The organism is Mycobacterium sp. 134 (assembly GCF_048282715.1).
Taxonomy (GTDB): domain Bacteria; phylum Actinomycetota; class Actinomycetes; order Mycobacteriales; family Mycobacteriaceae; genus Mycobacterium; species Mycobacterium septicum.
The window spans coordinates 6,213,785-6,230,088 of record NZ_JBLVUN010000008.1 but is presented as its reverse complement, the minus strand read 5'-3'; the positions used below and the strand labels follow the sequence as shown (position 1 = coordinate 6,230,088).

The window sequence follows — 16,304 nt, the reverse complement described above, 5'->3', positions numbered from 1 at the left end:
GCGCTATGTGGGGCGATATCTTGGGAATGGCACTTCTGGTGTCACTCAATCCGGTGCTTCTCGGCTTCATCTTGCTGGTGATTTCCCGGCCCCGGCCGGTGCAGAACCTCATCGCGTTCTGGGTCGGAAGTTTGATCGTGAACATTCCGGCCTTCGTGATCTCGACATTGGTGATGGCCTCGGTTCCGTCGTTCAGCTCGGTTGCACACGATCTGGTCACCCCGGAACCCGGTTCGACGGTCAAGCCGTTCCAATTCGTTTCGGGATTGGTCTGTGTGGTGATCGCGGGACTGCTCGCCCTGCGGATGAGGATGCGGAAGCGGGTGAATCAGGGCGCGTCGGTGAACGTCGGTGGTGACTCACCGGTGCTTGTCATGGAACCGGACCAGCCGGCCGCCCCGGCCCCGCCGACGGGGCGCGTTCGCAGCGCGATGTCCGATCTGGGTGCCGCGGCCCGGAGGCTCGTCGAACGTGCGCACGACGCTTGGGAGGGCGGCGCGTTGTGGGTCGCGCTTGTGTTCGGCCTCTGCTACATCGCGCCGCCGCCGCTGGTGCTGATGGTGGCCACCATGGTCGTCGGCTCGGGTGCGCCGATCGGTGTGCAGATCGTCATCAGCATCGCGTTCGTGTTCGGAATGCTCGCGGTGTTCGAACTCGCACTGCTCAGTTACGCCATCGCCCCGGCCAGGACCCAGGCCGTGCTGCATCCCCTGCACGAGTGGACCAAGCACCACCGGCAGTTGGTACTGCTGGTGCTCTTCGCGGTTGTCGGGCTCTGGCAGGTGGTCACCGGCGCCGGCCTCATCTGAGGCAGGTGGGCTGTGCAGTTTCGACTTGCCTGCCCAAAAGGGAAGAAGCTCGCTCGCGACACCCGGACAGCGCTCGGAGTCTGCCTGTTTGCATGGCCGCCTCCCCGATCAAGGGCGTTGTCGGCGCGACTGTTCACCTCAGAAGAGGGCGGCGAGGAAACGCGTGCGTCTCTCGAAAAGAGGTGCTCGCGTTGGGTTATCGATAAACAGCAGGAGGTACGAATCGTGACGCTCTATCGAGATGCATTCAGCGGCGAGGTCTTGACAAAACGTGATCTGCTCGCCCGATACCGTCGCGAATCGATAGCGCCTAGTGTCGCGCGTCTGAATTTGTTTTACGGGCGTGGGGCAGGATTTCGTCGGCGGTCTTGGTCCACACGAATGGGTGGCAACGTTGGTTCCAACCGTCGATGAATGCGCCGATGGCTGCGATGAGTTCTTTGACGCTGTCGAACGATCCCCGGCGGATCGCTTGGCGGGTGATGATCGAGAAGAACACTTCGACCATGTTCAGCCAGGAACCTGATGTCGGGGTGAAATGCAGTGTCACACGCGGATTCTTGGCTAGCCACGCGTTGATGTCCGCATGCTTGTGGGTGTGGTAGTTGTCGCACACCACATGTAGCCGGCGCCTCGGATACGCCCGGGCCACGGTCTTGAGGAAGTCGAGGAACTCGGCTTTGCCGTGACGTTCATAGCAGCGGTCGGTCACTTTCCCGGTCGCGATCTCCAGTGCCGCGAACAGGGTCGCGGTGCCGTTGCGCTGGTAGTCGTGTGTGGCCTTCTCTGGCAGACCCGGGCGCATCGGCAGGATCGGTTGGGTCCGGTTCAGTGCCTGAATCTGCGATTTTTCGTCTACGCACAAAACGATCGCTTTCTCGGGCGGGTTCAGATACAGCCCGACGACGTCACGAACTTTGGCTTCCAGTTCGGGGTCGGTGGAAAACTTGAACGTCTGGCGGCGCCACGGTTTGACCCCGTAGCGTCGCCACGCCCGGGCCACGGTGGCATCCCCGACGCCGAGGTACTTACCCAGCAGACGACTCGACCAGTGCGTCACCGCCAACGAATCCGGCGGCGGATCGAGTGTGGCCGCCAGGATCGCCGCGTCATCGACAGTCTTAGGTCGACCACTACGGGGTTCATCGTCCAGACCGTCAATGCCTAACGCGGCGAACCGATCCCGCCACTTGATCACCGTCGGCCGCGACACCCCCACCAGTCGGGCCGCTCCCGACGTGCCCGCACCATCGCCCACGGCCAACACGATCCGGGCCCGCTCAACATGGCCGGCAGGCATCGTCGAGGACCGTGTCCACGACTGCAATGTCGCACGATCCTCATCACTGATCACCAACGCAGATGACGGCATACACCATCATCGCACACTGTAAACTAATTAATGACGCGCGACACTAGGTGGTTTCCCTCAGATTGTGACGCGATCTTCGAAACTTGGGCCGAAAACATGGTGGGTAGCGGCTTCGTGGTTGAGTTCGATGAGGAGACGTCGAAAGAGACGTGATGCGCAACGTTCGGTGCGCGGTCAGGCGCTGAGCCCGAGCATCCGGCGGGTCATCTGTGTCAGCTGGACCCGGAGGGTCTCGCCGTCGATATCGGCGAGCAGCGGATGCATGACTGCGACGCTGATCGCGCTTGAGAGCATCGCTGCGTGAAACCGGGCCTCGACACCGGCTTCGGTACCCAGGAGGGCGGCGTAGAGGCGCTCGATGAATCGCTGAAACGGTTCGTACTCGGCCTGTAGGCGAATGATGACCGGATCGAACATCGGAATGCTGAATGTGCCGCGGCGATCGATGGCCTGCTCGATCATCCGGTCCAGCAGTGCCTCGCGGGCCCGCCGGGGAGTCCCCTCCGCCTCGGCCGCCTCGAGCGCATCCTCCAGCCGGCCCATCTCCCGCTCGGTGATCGCGATGACGATCTCTTCCTTGGTCTTGAATTGCCGATACACGGCCGCCTTCGTGACACCCATTTCGTCGGCGATCATCTGCAGCGACGTCCCGCTGACCCCGTGATTGGCGATGAGCTTCAGGGCCGCGTCCATCACGCGGGTTTGAGCGGCGGTGCGGGTGATCGCGCCGAAGGTGCGGGCCTCCTGTGTGGACGTCACAGCGTCAACGGTAACCGACGATTGACCGTCCAGTAGCCGATCGGCTACCGTCCAAGTTGCCGATCGGCAACTAACGTCACGCATGAAGAGAGTCCGACGATGAGACGACCTGATGGTGAGTTGATCCTCTTGGGGACGTTGCCCGTGGTGGCAATCATCTGGATCTCCGCGTTCTTCCTGTTCCCCGGGTTCGTACATCCGATGTCGCCCAACATGTCTGCCGAGCAGGTCGCGAGTTTCTACCAGGACGAAACCGCGCGGATCCGGTACAGCATGATCCTGTTCAACTGGTTCGGCGTCGGCCTCATCCCGATCGTCATCCTGTTGGCGATGCAAGTCCGCCGGATGGCCCACCGCACGCCGATCCTGTCCTACAGCTTGATCGCCGCGGCCGGAGGCCCGCCGGCGCTGTTCCTCATCGCCAACATGTTCTGGCTGCTCGGCTCATTCCGTCCGGACCGTGCCCCCGAGTTGACCCAGGTGCTCAACGATCTGGCGTGGCTGACCTTCACGCTGCTGGTGCCCTATCTGATTGCGCAATGCCTGTTGCTGGCGCTGGCGGTCTACTGGGATCAGCAGGAACGGCCGGTGTTCAAACCGTGGGTGGCGTACTTCAACCTCGTCATCGCGGCAGCGCTGGTTCCCGCGACGTTCACCGCGCTGTCGTTCGACGGGCCTTTCGCATGGGACGGGGCGTTGTCCTTCTGGCTCAAGAACGTCGCCATCGCCGTCTGGATCCTGGTGATGGGAGTTGTTCTCACCCAGACGATCAAGCAGCAGCGAGCGCAGGACCAGGTGCCCGTATGAGCGGCTCGCGGCTGAGCCGATTCATGTGGAACCTGCGCTACCACCCCAAACGCGAACTGTGGTTCGCCTGGTACGTGATGGTGTTCTTCTACCAGCTCTACGGTGTGCTCTTCTTCTTCGTCACTCGCGTGCAGCCTCCGCCCAGTCCAGCGTGGGACACCCCCACTGTCGTGCACTGGGTCACCGACCACCGGTTCGGAGTCCTCACCGGTTTCGGCGTCGTCTTCCTCATCACCGGCTTGTGTGCACCGATGAACGCGCTTCTCGCGTACTCGATGCGACGAATGTCGGTCAGTCCGGTCTTCGCCTACTCGTATCTGATCATGTACTCGCTGAGCGCAATTCCCGGCATGCTGGTCATGGCCATAGCGATGACCACTGCCGCGCTGCGGCCCGAGCGTGACCCCGAGATCATCCACTGGCTCTACGAATTCGCGTTCCTGTCGTTCAGCGGGACGATGGGTGTGTTCCTGATCGGGTCCCTGGTGTGGATGGCGGCGATCCTGCTCGACAAGAACCGGGTGTTCCCGAAATGGTTCGGCTATCTCAATCTCTGCAACGCGCTGACCGAGGTGGTCGTCGCGCCGGCATGGATCTTCCAGCGCGGCGCGTTCGCCTGGAACGGCGCGATCGCATGGTGGGTCAACATGGTCGTGTTCGTCACGTACACCGGAGTTTTCATCGTTCTGCTGCGCAGGATGATCGAGCGTGAGGACTTCGGCACCGGTCCGCTACCGGACCTTCCGGACAAGGATGCCGGCGAGCAGCTCGTGGATTCGGTGGAGGTGCTGCGATGACCGGCCAAGTCGAAAGTGTCCGAACGAAATCCGTGCCCGGGCAGCCCGACATGTGGATGTTCGTGTTGTTCGAGTCGCTGCTGTTCACCGCGTACTTCTCGGTGTACCTGGTGTCACGCACGCAGAATCCGGAACTCTTCCTGCAGTCGCAGTCCCACCTGGACCTGCGGATCGGGGTAGTCAACACCATTGCCCTGCTGCTGAGTTCGTGGGCGATCGCCCGGTGCGTCCAGGCCTCCCGCGAGGGCGACTACCGATCCGCGCTGGCGAATGTGTTCCTGACGATCTCATTCGGTGTCCTCTTCCTGGTGGGCAAGATCGTCGAGTGGGTCCACCAGATTCGGCTGGGGAACACGTTCACCAGCGACGAGTTCTTTCAGCACTATTTCTTTCTGACGTCGATCCACTGCATTCACGTCCTGATCGGCTTCGTGGTGCTTGGTGTGGTCGTCTACCAGCTGCGGAGTCCGCAGCGGCGATCCCAACAGCTCATCGAAACCGGTGCCACCTACTGGCACACCGTCGATTTCCTGTGGGTCCTGATCTTCGCGTTGATCTACGTGGTGAGGTAAGCGGTGCGCGTCAAAGGCAATACACGACTGCTGATCGTCTGGGCGATCCTGACGGCGATGACACTCGTCTACGTGTGGCTCGACGAAGCCGTCGACCAGGATGGGACGCTGAAGGCCAGCACCGTCGTCACCGTCAGCGCGATCGCCATCGCACTTGTCAAGGTGCGCATCATCTTCCGGGAATTCATGGAGGTGCGCCACGCGCCGACGTTGCTGTGCCGCCTCACCGACGGGTGGGTCGTCCTCATCGGAATCTGCCTGCTGGGCAGCTACTTCGTCGGGGGTGCGGTCGCCGGCTAGGTCCCGTACAGATGGAGCGCCCGGGCGGTCTCGGTGGCGACCTCGCCGCTGAGCTTCGCGATGGGCGGACCGCCGCGCTGATGAATGACGTTGGCGAGGACGGCGACGTAGGTGTCTGATCCGGGATCCATCCACAGCGTCACACCTGTGAACCCGGTGTGGCCGAAGCTGCCGACGGGAAAGAGCGCCCCGCGGGGTCGGGAATGCGGGGTATCGATATCCCATCCGAAGCCGCGGAGGTCCTGCCCGTCGATTGCCGGGTAGTGCGGAGCAATTAGGGAGTTGTTGGCGTTGTTGGCTGCTTCGAGTTGTTCTGCGGTGTGCCCGGGCTGCTGCGGAGTCGTCATCAACTCGACGGTTGACTGTTTCAGCGGAAACGTGCTCGGACGGCCGGCGAGACGATCGAGCAGGGCCTGCGCGAATCGGCCGACATCGTTCACTGTCGAGAACACCCCGGCGCTGCCGACCACTCCGCCCATGCGCCGTGCCGTCGGGTCGTGCACGGTGCCGCGCAGCGGGTGGCCATAGTCGGGATTGAGGCCAGGAGTGTCTTCATCGAGCGCCGTCGGTGCAATGCGTGGCAGGAGGTCGGTGCTCCAGGTACCTGCCGGGCAGTCGTTCACTTTGGGTGCGCTCGGGTCGAAGGCGATCGCGGTTCCCCGAACCTGGTGCGGACCACAGGCTTTGGTGGCCGGAAGATAACGGGTATCTGACAACCCCAGTGGTGTAAAGACATTGTCCTGCACGTACCGATCCAAGGGTTGGCCGGTGATCCTCTCGAGGATGGTGCCGACCAGGATGAAGTTGATGTCGGAGTAGTGAAAGCGCTCTCCGGGTTCGAACACCACCCACGCGCCGAGCGCGCGGTGGATGCCCTCGGCCTTGTCGGCCTTGTCGAGCCCCCACGGTCCGTCCAGGCTGAGGTCGCCCGCGATGCCTGAGGTGTGCGTGAGCAGCATGCGAACGGTCACCTGCGCGCGGCGCGGGTCGTTGGCGGGGTTGAAGTCGGGCAGGTAGGTCTGCACCTGGTCGTCGAAGTTGACCTTGCCCTGTTCGTAGAGCTGCATGAAGGCCGTCGTCGTCGCGATGCTCTTCGACAACGAGGCCAGGTCGAAGATCGTGTCCTCGGTCATCGGCTCGGCGGGGGCAGGCACTCCGTCCAGCCCCGGTTCGCCGTCGAGCTTGCGCGAACCGTATGCCTGGCGGAAGACGACCTTGCCGTTGTGTCCGACCTGGACCACGGCGCCGGGAAGGCGATGGGCCGCAATGTTGTCGTTGACCAGTTGCGAGACCGGGGTGAAGTCACCGGTAGGTATGACGGCGGCCAAGGTGGGCGCCGGGAGCGCGCGGGTCGGTGCGGTCGTTGTGGACGTGGAACTGGCCACCGGTGGGGGCGTTGACTGCCCGCACGACGTGGTCGCGCCGATCGTGAACGCGACGGTCCCCACGGCGCAGAGCCGGGTAAGACGCGATCGCGACACGGTCACCCGATCGACGGTACGGGATCGGTGTCGAGCCCGGGACCGAGATGTGAAGTGACAGCGCGTCATCTGGAACCCAGCCAGGAGACAGGGACGAGGATTGCGCTCAATCGGAGGCCGTCGTCCTCGGCGAGTGTTCGGCGCGAGATACGGCAGGCGTGCGCGGCTCCAGATGCTTGGCCCAACCCGACGCACATATCGCCGTGCAGACGATCGCCAACAGCCCCACCGCGCTCAGCATCACCGGATAGCTGAACCAGTGCGCCAGCGCAGCCAGTGCCGCGGGCAGCAGGAACCCGAGGTAGGCCAGGGAGTAGTAGACCCCGGAGATGCCGGCGAGCTCGTCGGGCGGCGCAATGCGTTGGATCTCAAGGAGACCCGAGACGATCGCGATTCCGTATGCGCTGCCGAGCAGCATCGCGACCAGCGGGGCGACGAGCGCCGAACGGGTGAGGGCGGTGGCCACCGCGGCGAAGATCCCGAGCGCCATCAAGGCCATCGACACCACCACGGCACGAGAGCTGGACACGTCGTCGAGCCGCCTTGCGACGGGCTGGATCGCCACACCGCAGCCCAGCGTCAGCACCGTCAACCCTACGGTGTAGAGCAGAGCCCACGACCCGAGCTGGTCGGCGACGAGTGCAGGCACCACCGCATACGCGATCGCTGCCGAACCAAAGATCCACGGCGCCATGGGAACAACGACGTGAAGGAACCTGCGGTGTCCGGCCGCGGGCACCTTCAATCCATCCAGGTAGGGCCGCGCGGTCATGCGCTCACGCGTCTCGACGGTCCGCGTCCACACCGCCCACAGCACCGGCACGCACAGGGCGGCGTGCACCAGGTACGTCAACACCAGCGGCAGCGGTGCGTACACGGTGAGCAGTCCGGCGCACAGCGGCCCGACCCCGAAGCCCAACGACAGGCAGATCGAGGCGCGGCGCGCACCGGCACCGGCAGGCGCATCGTCGAAGGGCGGCCGAGACAGCTCGGCGATCCATGCCGAACCGACGGCCATCGCGATACCGACGGCCACGCCGCTGAACAACCGGCCGACGAACAGGGCCGGGAAACCCCAGCCGTCACCGATCGCCAGGACGAGACTGCCCAGGGCAGCACTGATGACACCGGCGGCCATGACGGTGCGCCGCCCGTGGCGGTCCGACAACGTCGAGGCGATCAGCAGGCCCGGGATCAGGCCGAGCACGTAGGCACCCAACAGGATGTCCACGTCCACGCGTGTATATCCGGAGTGCTGGGCGTAGGCGATCAGCAGCGGGGTGAATTGATTTCCGCCCCAACCGATACAGAAGACAGCGACGGCCACGGCGAGCCAGGGCGACATGCGGTGCCGGGTCCGATCCGGCGCTTCGCGGGATTCGATTGCGACAGCGGTCATGCCAGCACCACCCGGTAGGTCGCTTCCAGATGTGCCAGCAGCGCGCCCTCGAAGGCCTGCACATCGCGTCGGCCGATCGCGTCGGCCAATTCCGCGTGCTCGCCGATCAACTCGGTCAGCCGGGCCGAATCCGAGCGGGCGGCGTCGGCCATCATGCGGCGCTGCCGGTCGCTGAGTGACCCGTAGAAGCGGCCGGCGATCGTGTTCCCGGCGACCTCCACAATTCGCCGGTGAAAGGCGTCATCGGCGGCCGCGAACTGATCGGCGTCGCCGATGGCCGCGCCGTGGCGCTGGCGCTCCACCAACTCGGTGAGCTCGCCGAACAGTGTGTCGATGGATTCCGATGACCGGCACAACCGGCGCACGGCCGCGGTCTCCAGCGCCAGTCGCATCTCCAGCAGGTCGGTGGCCTCCTGCGCGGAGACCGGGACGACGACGGCACCGCGGCGCGGCATCAGGTCGAGGAAGTCTTCGGCGGCCAGGCGCAGAAACGCTTCGTGCACGGGTGTGCGGCTGACGCCGAGTTGCGTCGCCACCTCTACCTCGCTGAGCAGCTGCCCGCCTCGAAACTCACCGGAGAGGATCTGATCCTTGGTCATCCGGTAGACGCGCTGGCTGTTGCTCGATTTCTCGTCCGTGGCCACGAGAGACCACGATACCCCTTGCATGCAAGATTGCATGCAAGTGGTCTAGCCAGGGGGAATGCCTAGAACGGGCTGCTGTTGGCCTGGTACTTGGAGGATTCCGGACGCGGGCCGAACCGCCGGATGTAGTCCTCGTGCTTCTTCTGGTCTTTCTTGTACTGGATCTCGTCGACCAGGTTGGGGTCGAGGCCGTGCTGCGCCAGCCGGTGCCGGCGCCAGATCTTGTTCAGCGCGAGTGCCATCAGGATGGCCCAGATGTAGATCGGCACGGTCATCTCCATGTGCACGTACAGCGAGGCCGGCAGCAGCCAGAGCGGCGCCAGTACGAACAGCGGCGGGATCGCCATCCGGATCAGGTGCCGGCGCACGGCGCCGTGGTCGGCCAGGTCATGGGCCACCCACTCGCGCATGGAGTCGGGCAACCGTTTGCCGTAGCAGTAGGCGATGTACTGGAAGAAGTTGGGACGATCCTTGGTTTTCTTCTGGCCGGCCATGAGGGGCTCCTGGTGTCAATCGGTGAGTGAATTGGCCGCCAGCGCAGCCACATTGATGCGGGTCAACACCCGATGCAGTTCCTCGAGTTCGGCGATGTCGACGCCCAGGCGTTCCACCACCGCGGGTGGGATGGCCAGTGCCCGTTCACGCAGGGCGACCCCGGCCTGGGTGAGCTCGACATCGGTCGCGCGTTCATCGCCGGCCCGGCGGCTGCGGGTCAGTAGGCCCAGCGCTTCCAGCCGTTTGAGCATCGGCGACAGCGTCGCGGAATCGAGTTGCAGCGCAGAAGCGATCTCCTTGACCGAGAGCGGGGGATTGCCACCCGAGCCGGACCGCTGGTGATCCCACAGCGCCAGCATCACCAGGTACTGCGGATGGGTCAGGCCCAACGGTTCGAGCAGTGGCCGGTATACGGCGAGCACCGCGCGGTTGCTGACGGCCAGCGCGAAACAGACCTGCCGTTCGAGGGCCAATGGATCGGAGCTGAGCTCCGGCGCTTCGGATACTGCGGACACAAAATAAACGTACCCTAATAGTTAGGGTACTAACAATGTCTCGACCGTCACACGGCCAGACAATCAGTGCGCGCGTTTGGCCAGGCGCTCGGCGTTGTCGATCAGGATGCTTCGGCCCTGCACGCGGATCCAGCCTCGCTGCGCAAAGTCCGACAGTGCCTTGTTGACCGTCTCCCGTGAGGACCCCACGAGCTGGGCGATCTCTTCCTGGGTCAGCTCGTGATCGACGCGCAGCGCCGAGCCGTCCCGGCTGCCGAACCGTTGCGCCAGGTAGAGCAGCTGCTTGGCCACCCGCCCCGGCACGTCGGTGAAGATCAGATCCGACAGGTTGTCGTTGGTGCGGCGCAACCGACGGGCCAGCACGCGCAGGAGCTGCTCGGCGATCTCGGGCCGATCGGCGATCCAACCCCGCAGCACGCTGCGGCTCATCACGACCGTTTTCAGCTCGGTCAGCGCGGTCACCGTCGAGGTCCGCGGGCCCGGATCGAAGATGGCGAGCTCACCGAACATGTCCGAGGGGCCCATCAGCGTGATCAGGCTGTCGCGGCCGTCCACCGACTTGCGGCCGATCTTCACCTTGCCCGCGGTGATGATGTACAGCGTGTCGCCGGGCTCGCCCTCGGCGAACACCACCTCGCCGCGACGGAAGGTCACCGGCTCCAGCTGCCGGACGAGCGCGGCTACGGCGTCTGGCGACACACCCTGGAAGATGCCGGCGCGGGCCAGCACTTCGTTCATGGATCCCCCTCATGGATGTGCCGAACTCGGCGGCGCGGAGCGTTTATGCAGGTCGTGGCCGGAAGTGCGGCCGCCTTTCTACTTTACAAGGGCCGAAGGACACCATTGGGCGCCGGGTTTACAACTACGCCTGGTTTCGTAATGGCCGTTGTCGCCCCGTTGAACTGTCCGACTCAAATCGTCGAACAGCAGATCCGCTGAGCTTCGGCGACAGAGTCGGCCAGCGGGCGGCGCGTGTTGATGAGATGGGCGTCAGACCATTCGGCGCCGCCGGCGGCCAAGCCCTCGGCGATCTGCGGCGTGGCATCTGACGTGGTGGCCTGCCGCTGCGCTATCCGCTTCTTGGCTTCGTCGATGGGAGTCGCGCACGCTAACTCCGTTGTGGGACAGTGTCGTTCAGTGGCTATGTCACGCGCCCGTCGTCGAAGTTCCGGATCGCGCCAGGTGCCGTCCAGGATCACCGAACGGCCCTCCGCCAGGGCGCTGTCGGCCTTTCGCAGCACCGCGTCGTACACAGCCGCCACGTTGTCGCTGCTGTAGAGACCTTCGTTCAAGATCCCCACATCGCCCGCTACGAGACCCTGCTCCTGCAACTGGCGGCGTACGTCATCGGTAGAGATGACCTGCGCCGACATCTGTTCTGCCAACGCGTGCGCCAGTGTCGTCTTGCCGGTGCCTGGGCCACCGCCGACAAGGATCAACCGGACGGCACCCCTGCGGAGGTGATCGAGGGCGATCTCCAGGTGGCGCCGTGCGTCGGCCCCCGCGCTCTCGATGCCCTGCTCGACTCTGATGCAGTCGGTCTTCGCGCGGACCCCGGCCCGGTAGGCGATGAGGAAGTCCACCAACGACGTCGGCGCGACGTCCCCGGAGAGCCGCTGGTACTCGGCAATGAAGTAGTCAGCCAAGTCCTTGCGGCCGAGAAACTCCAGGTCCATCGCCAGAAATGCGGCATCGTCGGCGCAGTCGACATGACGCAGGTTGTCATCGAACTCGAGACAGTCGAGGATCACCGGACCGTCCGCCATGCAGAAGATGTCGCCGGTCAGCAGGTCGCCGTGGCCGTCGACGATGCGCCGGTTGGCGATCCGGTCGGCGAACAGCGCGGCGCGACCGTTCATGAATTGGTCTGCCAACCGGCCGACCTCGGCCACCGATTCCGCGGGGACCACGGTTCCCGCCCGCCGGTGGAGTTCAGCGATGTTGTCATGCCAACGGCCCGCGATCGCGGGGACCTCGGCCGCGGCATCGATATCCGCCGACCGCTCAGCGTCCGCGTGAAACCGCGCCAACGCCTCGGCGATCGCCGACAGATGCTCAACCACCGGCTCCCCGCGGAGGACGATCGACGTCAGCCGGCGCGCGTCGGGGTATCTGCGCATCACGATCACGGGCTCGGGTGGCCCACCTTGCGGATCCGAGAGGTGCGCGACCCCCAGGTAACTGTCAGCTGCCAGTCGCCGGTTCAGCTGAACCTCACGTTCGCATACTTGTTCGCGCTGCTCGACCGAGCTGAAGTCGAGGAAATCCGTGACGACGGGCTTCTTGACCTTGTAGGCCCGGTCGCCGATCAAGGCGACGATCCCGGTATGCGTCTCATGGATCTCCGGGGCCGGCGAAGCTGAAGCGTCCATACCTCATCATGGCCGCCCGGGGGCATCTGACGGCAGTGGTCTTTCGTCCATTTCTTCGAGCCGAAGGTCCTTTTCCCGGCCGCCCCAGTTCCACTGCCGATCCCGATTATTTACGTCGGTGGTGATTCATGTTGCCGCACAGGCAATCTCGATCTATGTCGACATTGAGGACCAAAGACCCTTCTCCTGGCGGCCTGTGCCCGCGAGTCTTCTCTTGGTGATCTTGATTGCGGGTCATTGCTCGGAACGGACATGTTCACAGGGGGATAGAAGAGGAGTTCTGTTTTGACTGCCGAAGCCCCTCCAATCGGAGAACTCGAGGCAGGCCGTCCTTTTCCGGAACGGATGGGCCCCAAGGGCAACCTGATCTACAAGCTCATCACGACGACCGATCACAAGCTGATCGGCATTATGTACTGCGTCACGTGTTTCACGTTCTTCGCCATCGGCGGGCTGATGGCGCTGTTCATGCGTACCGAACTGGCCGAACCGGGGTTGCAGTTCCTGTCCAACGAACAGTTCAACCAGCTGTTCACCATGCACGGCACGGTGATGCTGCTGTTCTACGCCACCCCGATCGTGTTCGGGTTCGCCAATCTGGTGCTGCCGCTGCAGATCGGCGCGCCCGACGTGGCCTTCCCGCGCCTCAATGCGCTCTCCTACTGGCTGTTCCTGTTCGGTGCGCTCATCGCACTCGGCGGGTTCATCACGCCGGGCGGCGCCGCGGACTTCGGTTGGACGGCCTATACCCCGTTGACCGATGCCATCCACTCGCCGGGAGCGGGAGCGGATCTGTGGATCCTGGGTCTGGCCGTCGGTGGTCTGGGCACCATTCTCGGCGCGGTCAACATGATCACGACCGTGGTGTGCATGCGTGCGCCCGGCATGACGATGTTCCGGATGCCGATCTTCACCTGGAACATCCTGGTGACCTCGATGTTGGTGGTGATCGTGTTTCCGCTGCTGACCGCGGCGCTGTTCGGCCTGGCCGCCGACCGGCGACTCGGCGCGCACATCTACGACCCGGCCAACGGTGGCGTGTTGCTCTTCCAGCACCTGTTCTGGTTCTTCGGCCACCCCGAGGTGTACGTGCTCGCGCTGCCGTTCTTTGGCGTCGTGTCCGAGATCATTCCGGTGTTCAGCCGCAAGCCGATCTTCGGTTACACCACGCTGGTCTACGCCACCATCAGCATCGCGGCCCTGTCGGTCGCGGTGTGGGCGCACCACATGTACGCGACGGGAGCCGTTCTGCTTCCCTTCTTCAGCTTCATGACGTTCCTGATCGCGGTCCCGACCGGCATCAAGTTCTTCAACTGGATCGGCACGATGTGGAAGGGCCAGCTGACATTCGAGACACCGATGCTGTTCTCGGTCGGCTTCCTGGTCACCTTCCTGCTGGGTGGCCTGTCCGGCGTGCTGCTGGCCAGCCCGCCGATCGACTTCCAGGTCACCGAGAGTTACTTCGTCGTAGCGCATTTCCACTACACGCTGTTCGGCACCATCGTGTTCGCCACCTATGCCGGTGTGTACTTCTGGTTCCCGAAGATGACCGGACGTCTGCTCGACGAGCGGTTGGGCAAGGTGCACTTCTGGCTGACCTTCATCGGCTTTCACCTCACGTTCCTGGTGCAGCACTGGGTCGGTGACGAGGGCATGCCGCGCCGTTACGCGGACTACCTGCCGACCGACGGCTTCACCACGCTCAACGTGATCTCCACGATCGGTTCGTTCATCCTGGGCATCTCGATCCTGCCGTTCGTGTGGAACGTGTTCAAGAGCTGGCGCTACGGCGAGCCCGTGACGGTGGATGATCCGTGGGGCCACGGCAACTCGCTGGAGTGGGCGACCTCCTGCCCGCCGCCGCGGCACAACTTCACCGAGCTGCCCCGGATCCGTTCGGAGCGCCCGGCGTTCGAGCTGCACTACCCGCACATGGTCGAGCGAATGCGCGCCGAGGCCCACGTCGGCCGCAATCATCACCCGGAACTTGAGGGTGGTGCCCTGAGTAAGGTCCCGTGATCTGTTCGCCGAGAAGCCGCGTGCCCCGCCTCCTCTCATCCCCCTGAGGCGGGGTACGCCCCGGATCGGATCACTGGGGACTGACGAGCCCGGTGTCGTACGCGTGGATGATCGCGGCGGCGCGATCTCGCAGGTCGAGCTTGATGAAGATGTGGCCGATGTGGCTCTTGACGGTGAGTCCGGAGATGCTGAGTTCATCGGCGATCTCGGCGTTGGAGTGCCCCTTGGCGATCAGGGTCAGCACATCGAGTTCGCGGGCCGTGAGGTCGCCGACGGCGGCGCGACGCGGTTCTGCCGACCTGCGGTAGGTGGTGAGCACCCGTGACGTAACCGCCGGGTCGAGGTAGCTGTCGCCCTGCGCCACCGCGCGCACCGCCCGGATCAATTCCTCGGCCGAGGAGTCCTTGAGCACGAATCCACTGGCGCCGGCGCGCAGCGCGCCGGACAGCAACTCGTCGTCGTTGAACGTGGTCAGCGCCAGCACCGGGGGTCCACCGGCCGCGTTCACCTGCCGGGTGGCTTCGATCCCGTCGACGCGCTTCATCCGCAGGTCCATCACCACCACGTCCGGGCGGTACCGCGTGACGGCGTCGGGCACCTCGTCGCCGTCGGCGCATTCGGCGACGATCACGAAACCGTCTTTGCGCCGCAGAATGCGTCGCAGCCCCGAGCGGACCAGATCCTGATCGTCGACCAGGAGGACCGCGACCTCGGTCACGGGGTCCGTCATGACACCACGGGGCACCATCGGGGCGCCCGGTCAGTGTCGTCCAACGGGATGTTCGTGCGCACCGACCACGCGTCGTCAGCCGGGCCGACGCTGATGATCCCGCCGAGCAACTCGACGCGTTGGCGCATACCGCTCACGCCGCGGCCCTCCACATCGCAACCGTTCCTGACGGCCGACGCGGGGACCGGGAGCCTGTTGGCGACGGTCAGCGTCGCCGAGGTTCGTGAAATCCGCAGTAACACGGTCGCTTCCGCGTCGGGTGCGTGTTTGGCGATGTTGGCCAGGGACTCCTGGGCGATGCGGTACAACGCCAAGCCCACCGCGGCGGAGACCACGTCGGTGCGGCCGGTCGCGTCGAATCGTACGTTGAGCCCGGCCCGCACGAAATCGTCGACCAGACAGCTGATGTCGTCGACTCCGGGCTCGGGCGCCATGCTCATCGGGGCGCCGTCGAGCAATCCCACCGTGCGGCGAATATCTGCCATGGCCTGACGGCCCAGGCGTTCAGCCTGCTCCAGTGCCTCGACGGCATCGTCCACATCACGGTCCTGCTGCAACCCGCGCCGTGCCCCCGTCACATGCAGCAGGGTCACGCTGAGCGAATGCGCGATCACGTCGTGGACCTCGCGGGCGATGCGGCGCCGTTCGTCGGCTGCGGCGTGGCGGGCCTGCGCGGCCTGGGACTCCTGTTGCTGTCGCATGAGTTGCTGCTGGGTGAAGACGAGATAACCGACCAGCCAGCCCATCCCGAGGATCCCCAGGTAGAGCGGAAGGGCGTCGAGGCGGTGTTGCGATGCGGCGGTCAGCAGCAGCGTGGCCGCGGTGAGCGAGGCCAGAAATCCACCCCAGACCCCGGTCAGGGAGGCGACCTCGCCGACCATCAGTACCGCGATCAGCGGAGCGAAATCATTGGATACCGGGGTGGCCGTGGCGAACAGCAACACGGCGGTCGAGGTGGTCCAGGTGGCCCAGACGATCGACGCTTTGAAGTCGACGCCGGACAGGTAGAACAGCGCGAACGGGGCTGTGCAGACGACGAGCGCGAGCAGGCTCGCCGGGAGGTCGGCTGTCGGGCGCTGCAACATGGCCACCACGCCGGCACCGATCACCGTGGTGTCGAACGCCAGCACGATGGCCCAGTTGTAGCCCACCGGGAGGGCGTACCCCCGCCGGCGCACGTGCGCACGGAAGCCGCGCGCGATGCTACCGAGCATGTTGTGATCGTAGAAGGTC

General features: G+C 64.7%; 17 protein-coding genes. 6 read left to right on the top strand and 11 right to left on the bottom strand.

What is annotated here, in order from left to right; genetic code table 11:
- The first annotated feature begins 5 nt into the window (after nt 1–5).
- Nucleotides 6–809, top strand: a complete 804-nt coding sequence (locus ACNQVK_RS34680; RefSeq protein WP_418033364.1) for a GAP family protein — start codon at nt 6–8, stop codon at nt 807–809.
- Nucleotides 810–1,119: 310 nt separating this feature from the next.
- Here the strand turns inward: ACNQVK_RS34680 and ACNQVK_RS34675 are convergent, their stop codons facing one another.
- Together ACNQVK_RS34675 and ACNQVK_RS34670 are read right to left on the bottom strand one after the other, a co-directional pair.
- Nucleotides 1,120–2,181, bottom strand: coding sequence for an IS630 family transposase (locus tag ACNQVK_RS34675; RefSeq protein WP_016895231.1), 1,062 nt, complete (start codon nt 2,179–2,181; stop codon nt 1,120–1,122).
- A 174-nt stretch (nt 2,182–2,355) separates the two neighbouring features.
- Entirely contained in the window at nt 2,356–2,874 is a 519-nt protein-coding gene (locus ACNQVK_RS34670) for a TetR/AcrR family transcriptional regulator (RefSeq protein ID WP_418034515.1), read from the bottom strand.
- A gap of 165 nt (nt 2,875–3,039) precedes the next feature.
- On the opposite strand from ACNQVK_RS34670, the gene ACNQVK_RS34665 reads away from it, so the two are divergent.
- Genes ACNQVK_RS34665 through ACNQVK_RS34650 form a run of 4 tightly spaced genes read left to right on the top strand, consistent with a single transcriptional unit; the run spans nt 3,040 to nt 5,416 of the window.
- A complete protein-coding gene (locus ACNQVK_RS34665; RefSeq protein ID WP_418033362.1) occupies nt 3,040–3,747 on the top strand; it encodes a hypothetical protein in 708 nt (235 codons plus the stop codon).
- Nucleotides 3,744–4,544, top strand: coding sequence for a hypothetical protein (locus tag ACNQVK_RS34660; RefSeq protein WP_418033360.1), 801 nt, complete (start codon nt 3,744–3,746; stop codon nt 4,542–4,544). The genes ACNQVK_RS34665 and ACNQVK_RS34660 overlap by 4 nt, the downstream gene beginning before the upstream one ends.
- Nucleotides 4,541–5,116 (top strand): cytochrome c oxidase subunit 3, encoded by a 576-nt coding sequence (locus ACNQVK_RS34655; protein WP_418033359.1) that lies wholly within the window; start codon nt 4,541–4,543, stop codon nt 5,114–5,116. Before ACNQVK_RS34660 ends, ACNQVK_RS34655 begins: the two co-directional genes overlap by 4 nt.
- A 3-nt stretch (nt 5,117–5,119) precedes the next feature.
- Nucleotides 5,120–5,416 carry a cytochrome C oxidase subunit IV family protein gene (locus tag ACNQVK_RS34650; RefSeq protein WP_418033357.1) on the top strand — a complete coding sequence of 99 codons (297 nt, stop codon included), beginning with the start codon at nt 5,120–5,122 and terminating at the stop codon, nt 5,414–5,416.
- Here ACNQVK_RS34650 and ACNQVK_RS34645 read toward each other — a convergent pair.
- From ACNQVK_RS34645 to ACNQVK_RS34615, 7 genes are all read right to left on the bottom strand, one after another.
- A complete protein-coding gene (locus ACNQVK_RS34645) occupies nt 5,413–6,903 on the bottom strand; it encodes a serine hydrolase domain-containing protein (protein WP_418033355.1) in 1,491 nt (496 codons plus the stop codon). The genes ACNQVK_RS34650 and ACNQVK_RS34645 overlap by 4 nt on opposite strands.
- Before the next feature lie 100 nt (nt 6,904–7,003).
- Nucleotides 7,004–8,296 carry an MFS transporter gene (locus ACNQVK_RS34640; RefSeq protein WP_418033353.1) on the bottom strand — a complete coding sequence of 431 codons (1,293 nt, stop codon included), beginning with the start codon at nt 8,294–8,296 and terminating at the stop codon, nt 7,004–7,006.
- Nucleotides 8,293–8,940 carry a GntR family transcriptional regulator gene (locus tag ACNQVK_RS34635; protein ID WP_276126079.1) on the bottom strand — a complete coding sequence of 216 codons (648 nt, stop codon included), beginning with the start codon at nt 8,938–8,940 and terminating at the stop codon, nt 8,293–8,295. Before ACNQVK_RS34635 ends, ACNQVK_RS34640 begins: the two co-directional genes overlap by 4 nt.
- A 62-nt stretch (nt 8,941–9,002) precedes the next feature.
- Nucleotides 9,003–9,434: a DUF5313 domain-containing protein gene (locus tag ACNQVK_RS34630; RefSeq protein WP_418033351.1), complete on the bottom strand. Its 432-nt coding sequence runs from the start codon at nt 9,432–9,434 to the stop codon at nt 9,003–9,005.
- 15 nt (nt 9,435–9,449) lie between these two features.
- Nucleotides 9,450–9,950, bottom strand: a complete 501-nt coding sequence (locus tag ACNQVK_RS34625; RefSeq protein ID WP_211157083.1) for a MarR family winged helix-turn-helix transcriptional regulator — start codon at nt 9,948–9,950, stop codon at nt 9,450–9,452.
- Between the two features lie 63 nt (nt 9,951–10,013).
- The gene (locus ACNQVK_RS34620) at nt 10,014–10,688 is read right to left on the bottom strand and encodes a Crp/Fnr family transcriptional regulator (RefSeq protein ID WP_044515081.1); all 675 of its coding nucleotides are present in this window, start codon (nt 10,686–10,688) and stop codon (nt 10,014–10,016) included.
- Between the two features lie 173 nt (nt 10,689–10,861).
- On the bottom strand, nt 10,862–12,322 hold the full coding sequence (locus ACNQVK_RS34615) for an AAA family ATPase (RefSeq protein ID WP_418033349.1): 1,461 nt from the start codon (nt 12,320–12,322) through the stop codon (nt 10,862–10,864).
- A 285-nt stretch (nt 12,323–12,607) separates the two neighbouring features.
- Here ACNQVK_RS34615 and ctaD point away from each other — a divergent pair, with 285 nt between their 5' ends.
- A complete protein-coding gene (ctaD, locus tag ACNQVK_RS34610; protein ID WP_418033347.1) occupies nt 12,608–14,341 on the top strand; it encodes a cytochrome c oxidase subunit I in 1,734 nt (577 codons plus the stop codon).
- Between the two features lie 70 nt (nt 14,342–14,411).
- Here ctaD and ACNQVK_RS34605 read toward each other — a convergent pair whose 3' ends face one another.
- Both ACNQVK_RS34605 and ACNQVK_RS34600 read right to left on the bottom strand, forming a co-directional pair.
- Nucleotides 14,412–15,071, bottom strand: coding sequence for a response regulator (locus tag ACNQVK_RS34605; RefSeq protein WP_418033345.1), 660 nt, complete (start codon nt 15,069–15,071; stop codon nt 14,412–14,414).
- Nucleotides 15,068–16,285, bottom strand: coding sequence for a sensor histidine kinase (locus ACNQVK_RS34600; RefSeq protein WP_418033343.1), 1,218 nt, complete (start codon nt 16,283–16,285; stop codon nt 15,068–15,070). The genes ACNQVK_RS34605 and ACNQVK_RS34600 overlap by 4 nt, the downstream gene beginning before the upstream one ends.
- Nucleotides 16,286–16,304: the final 19 nt, after the last annotated feature.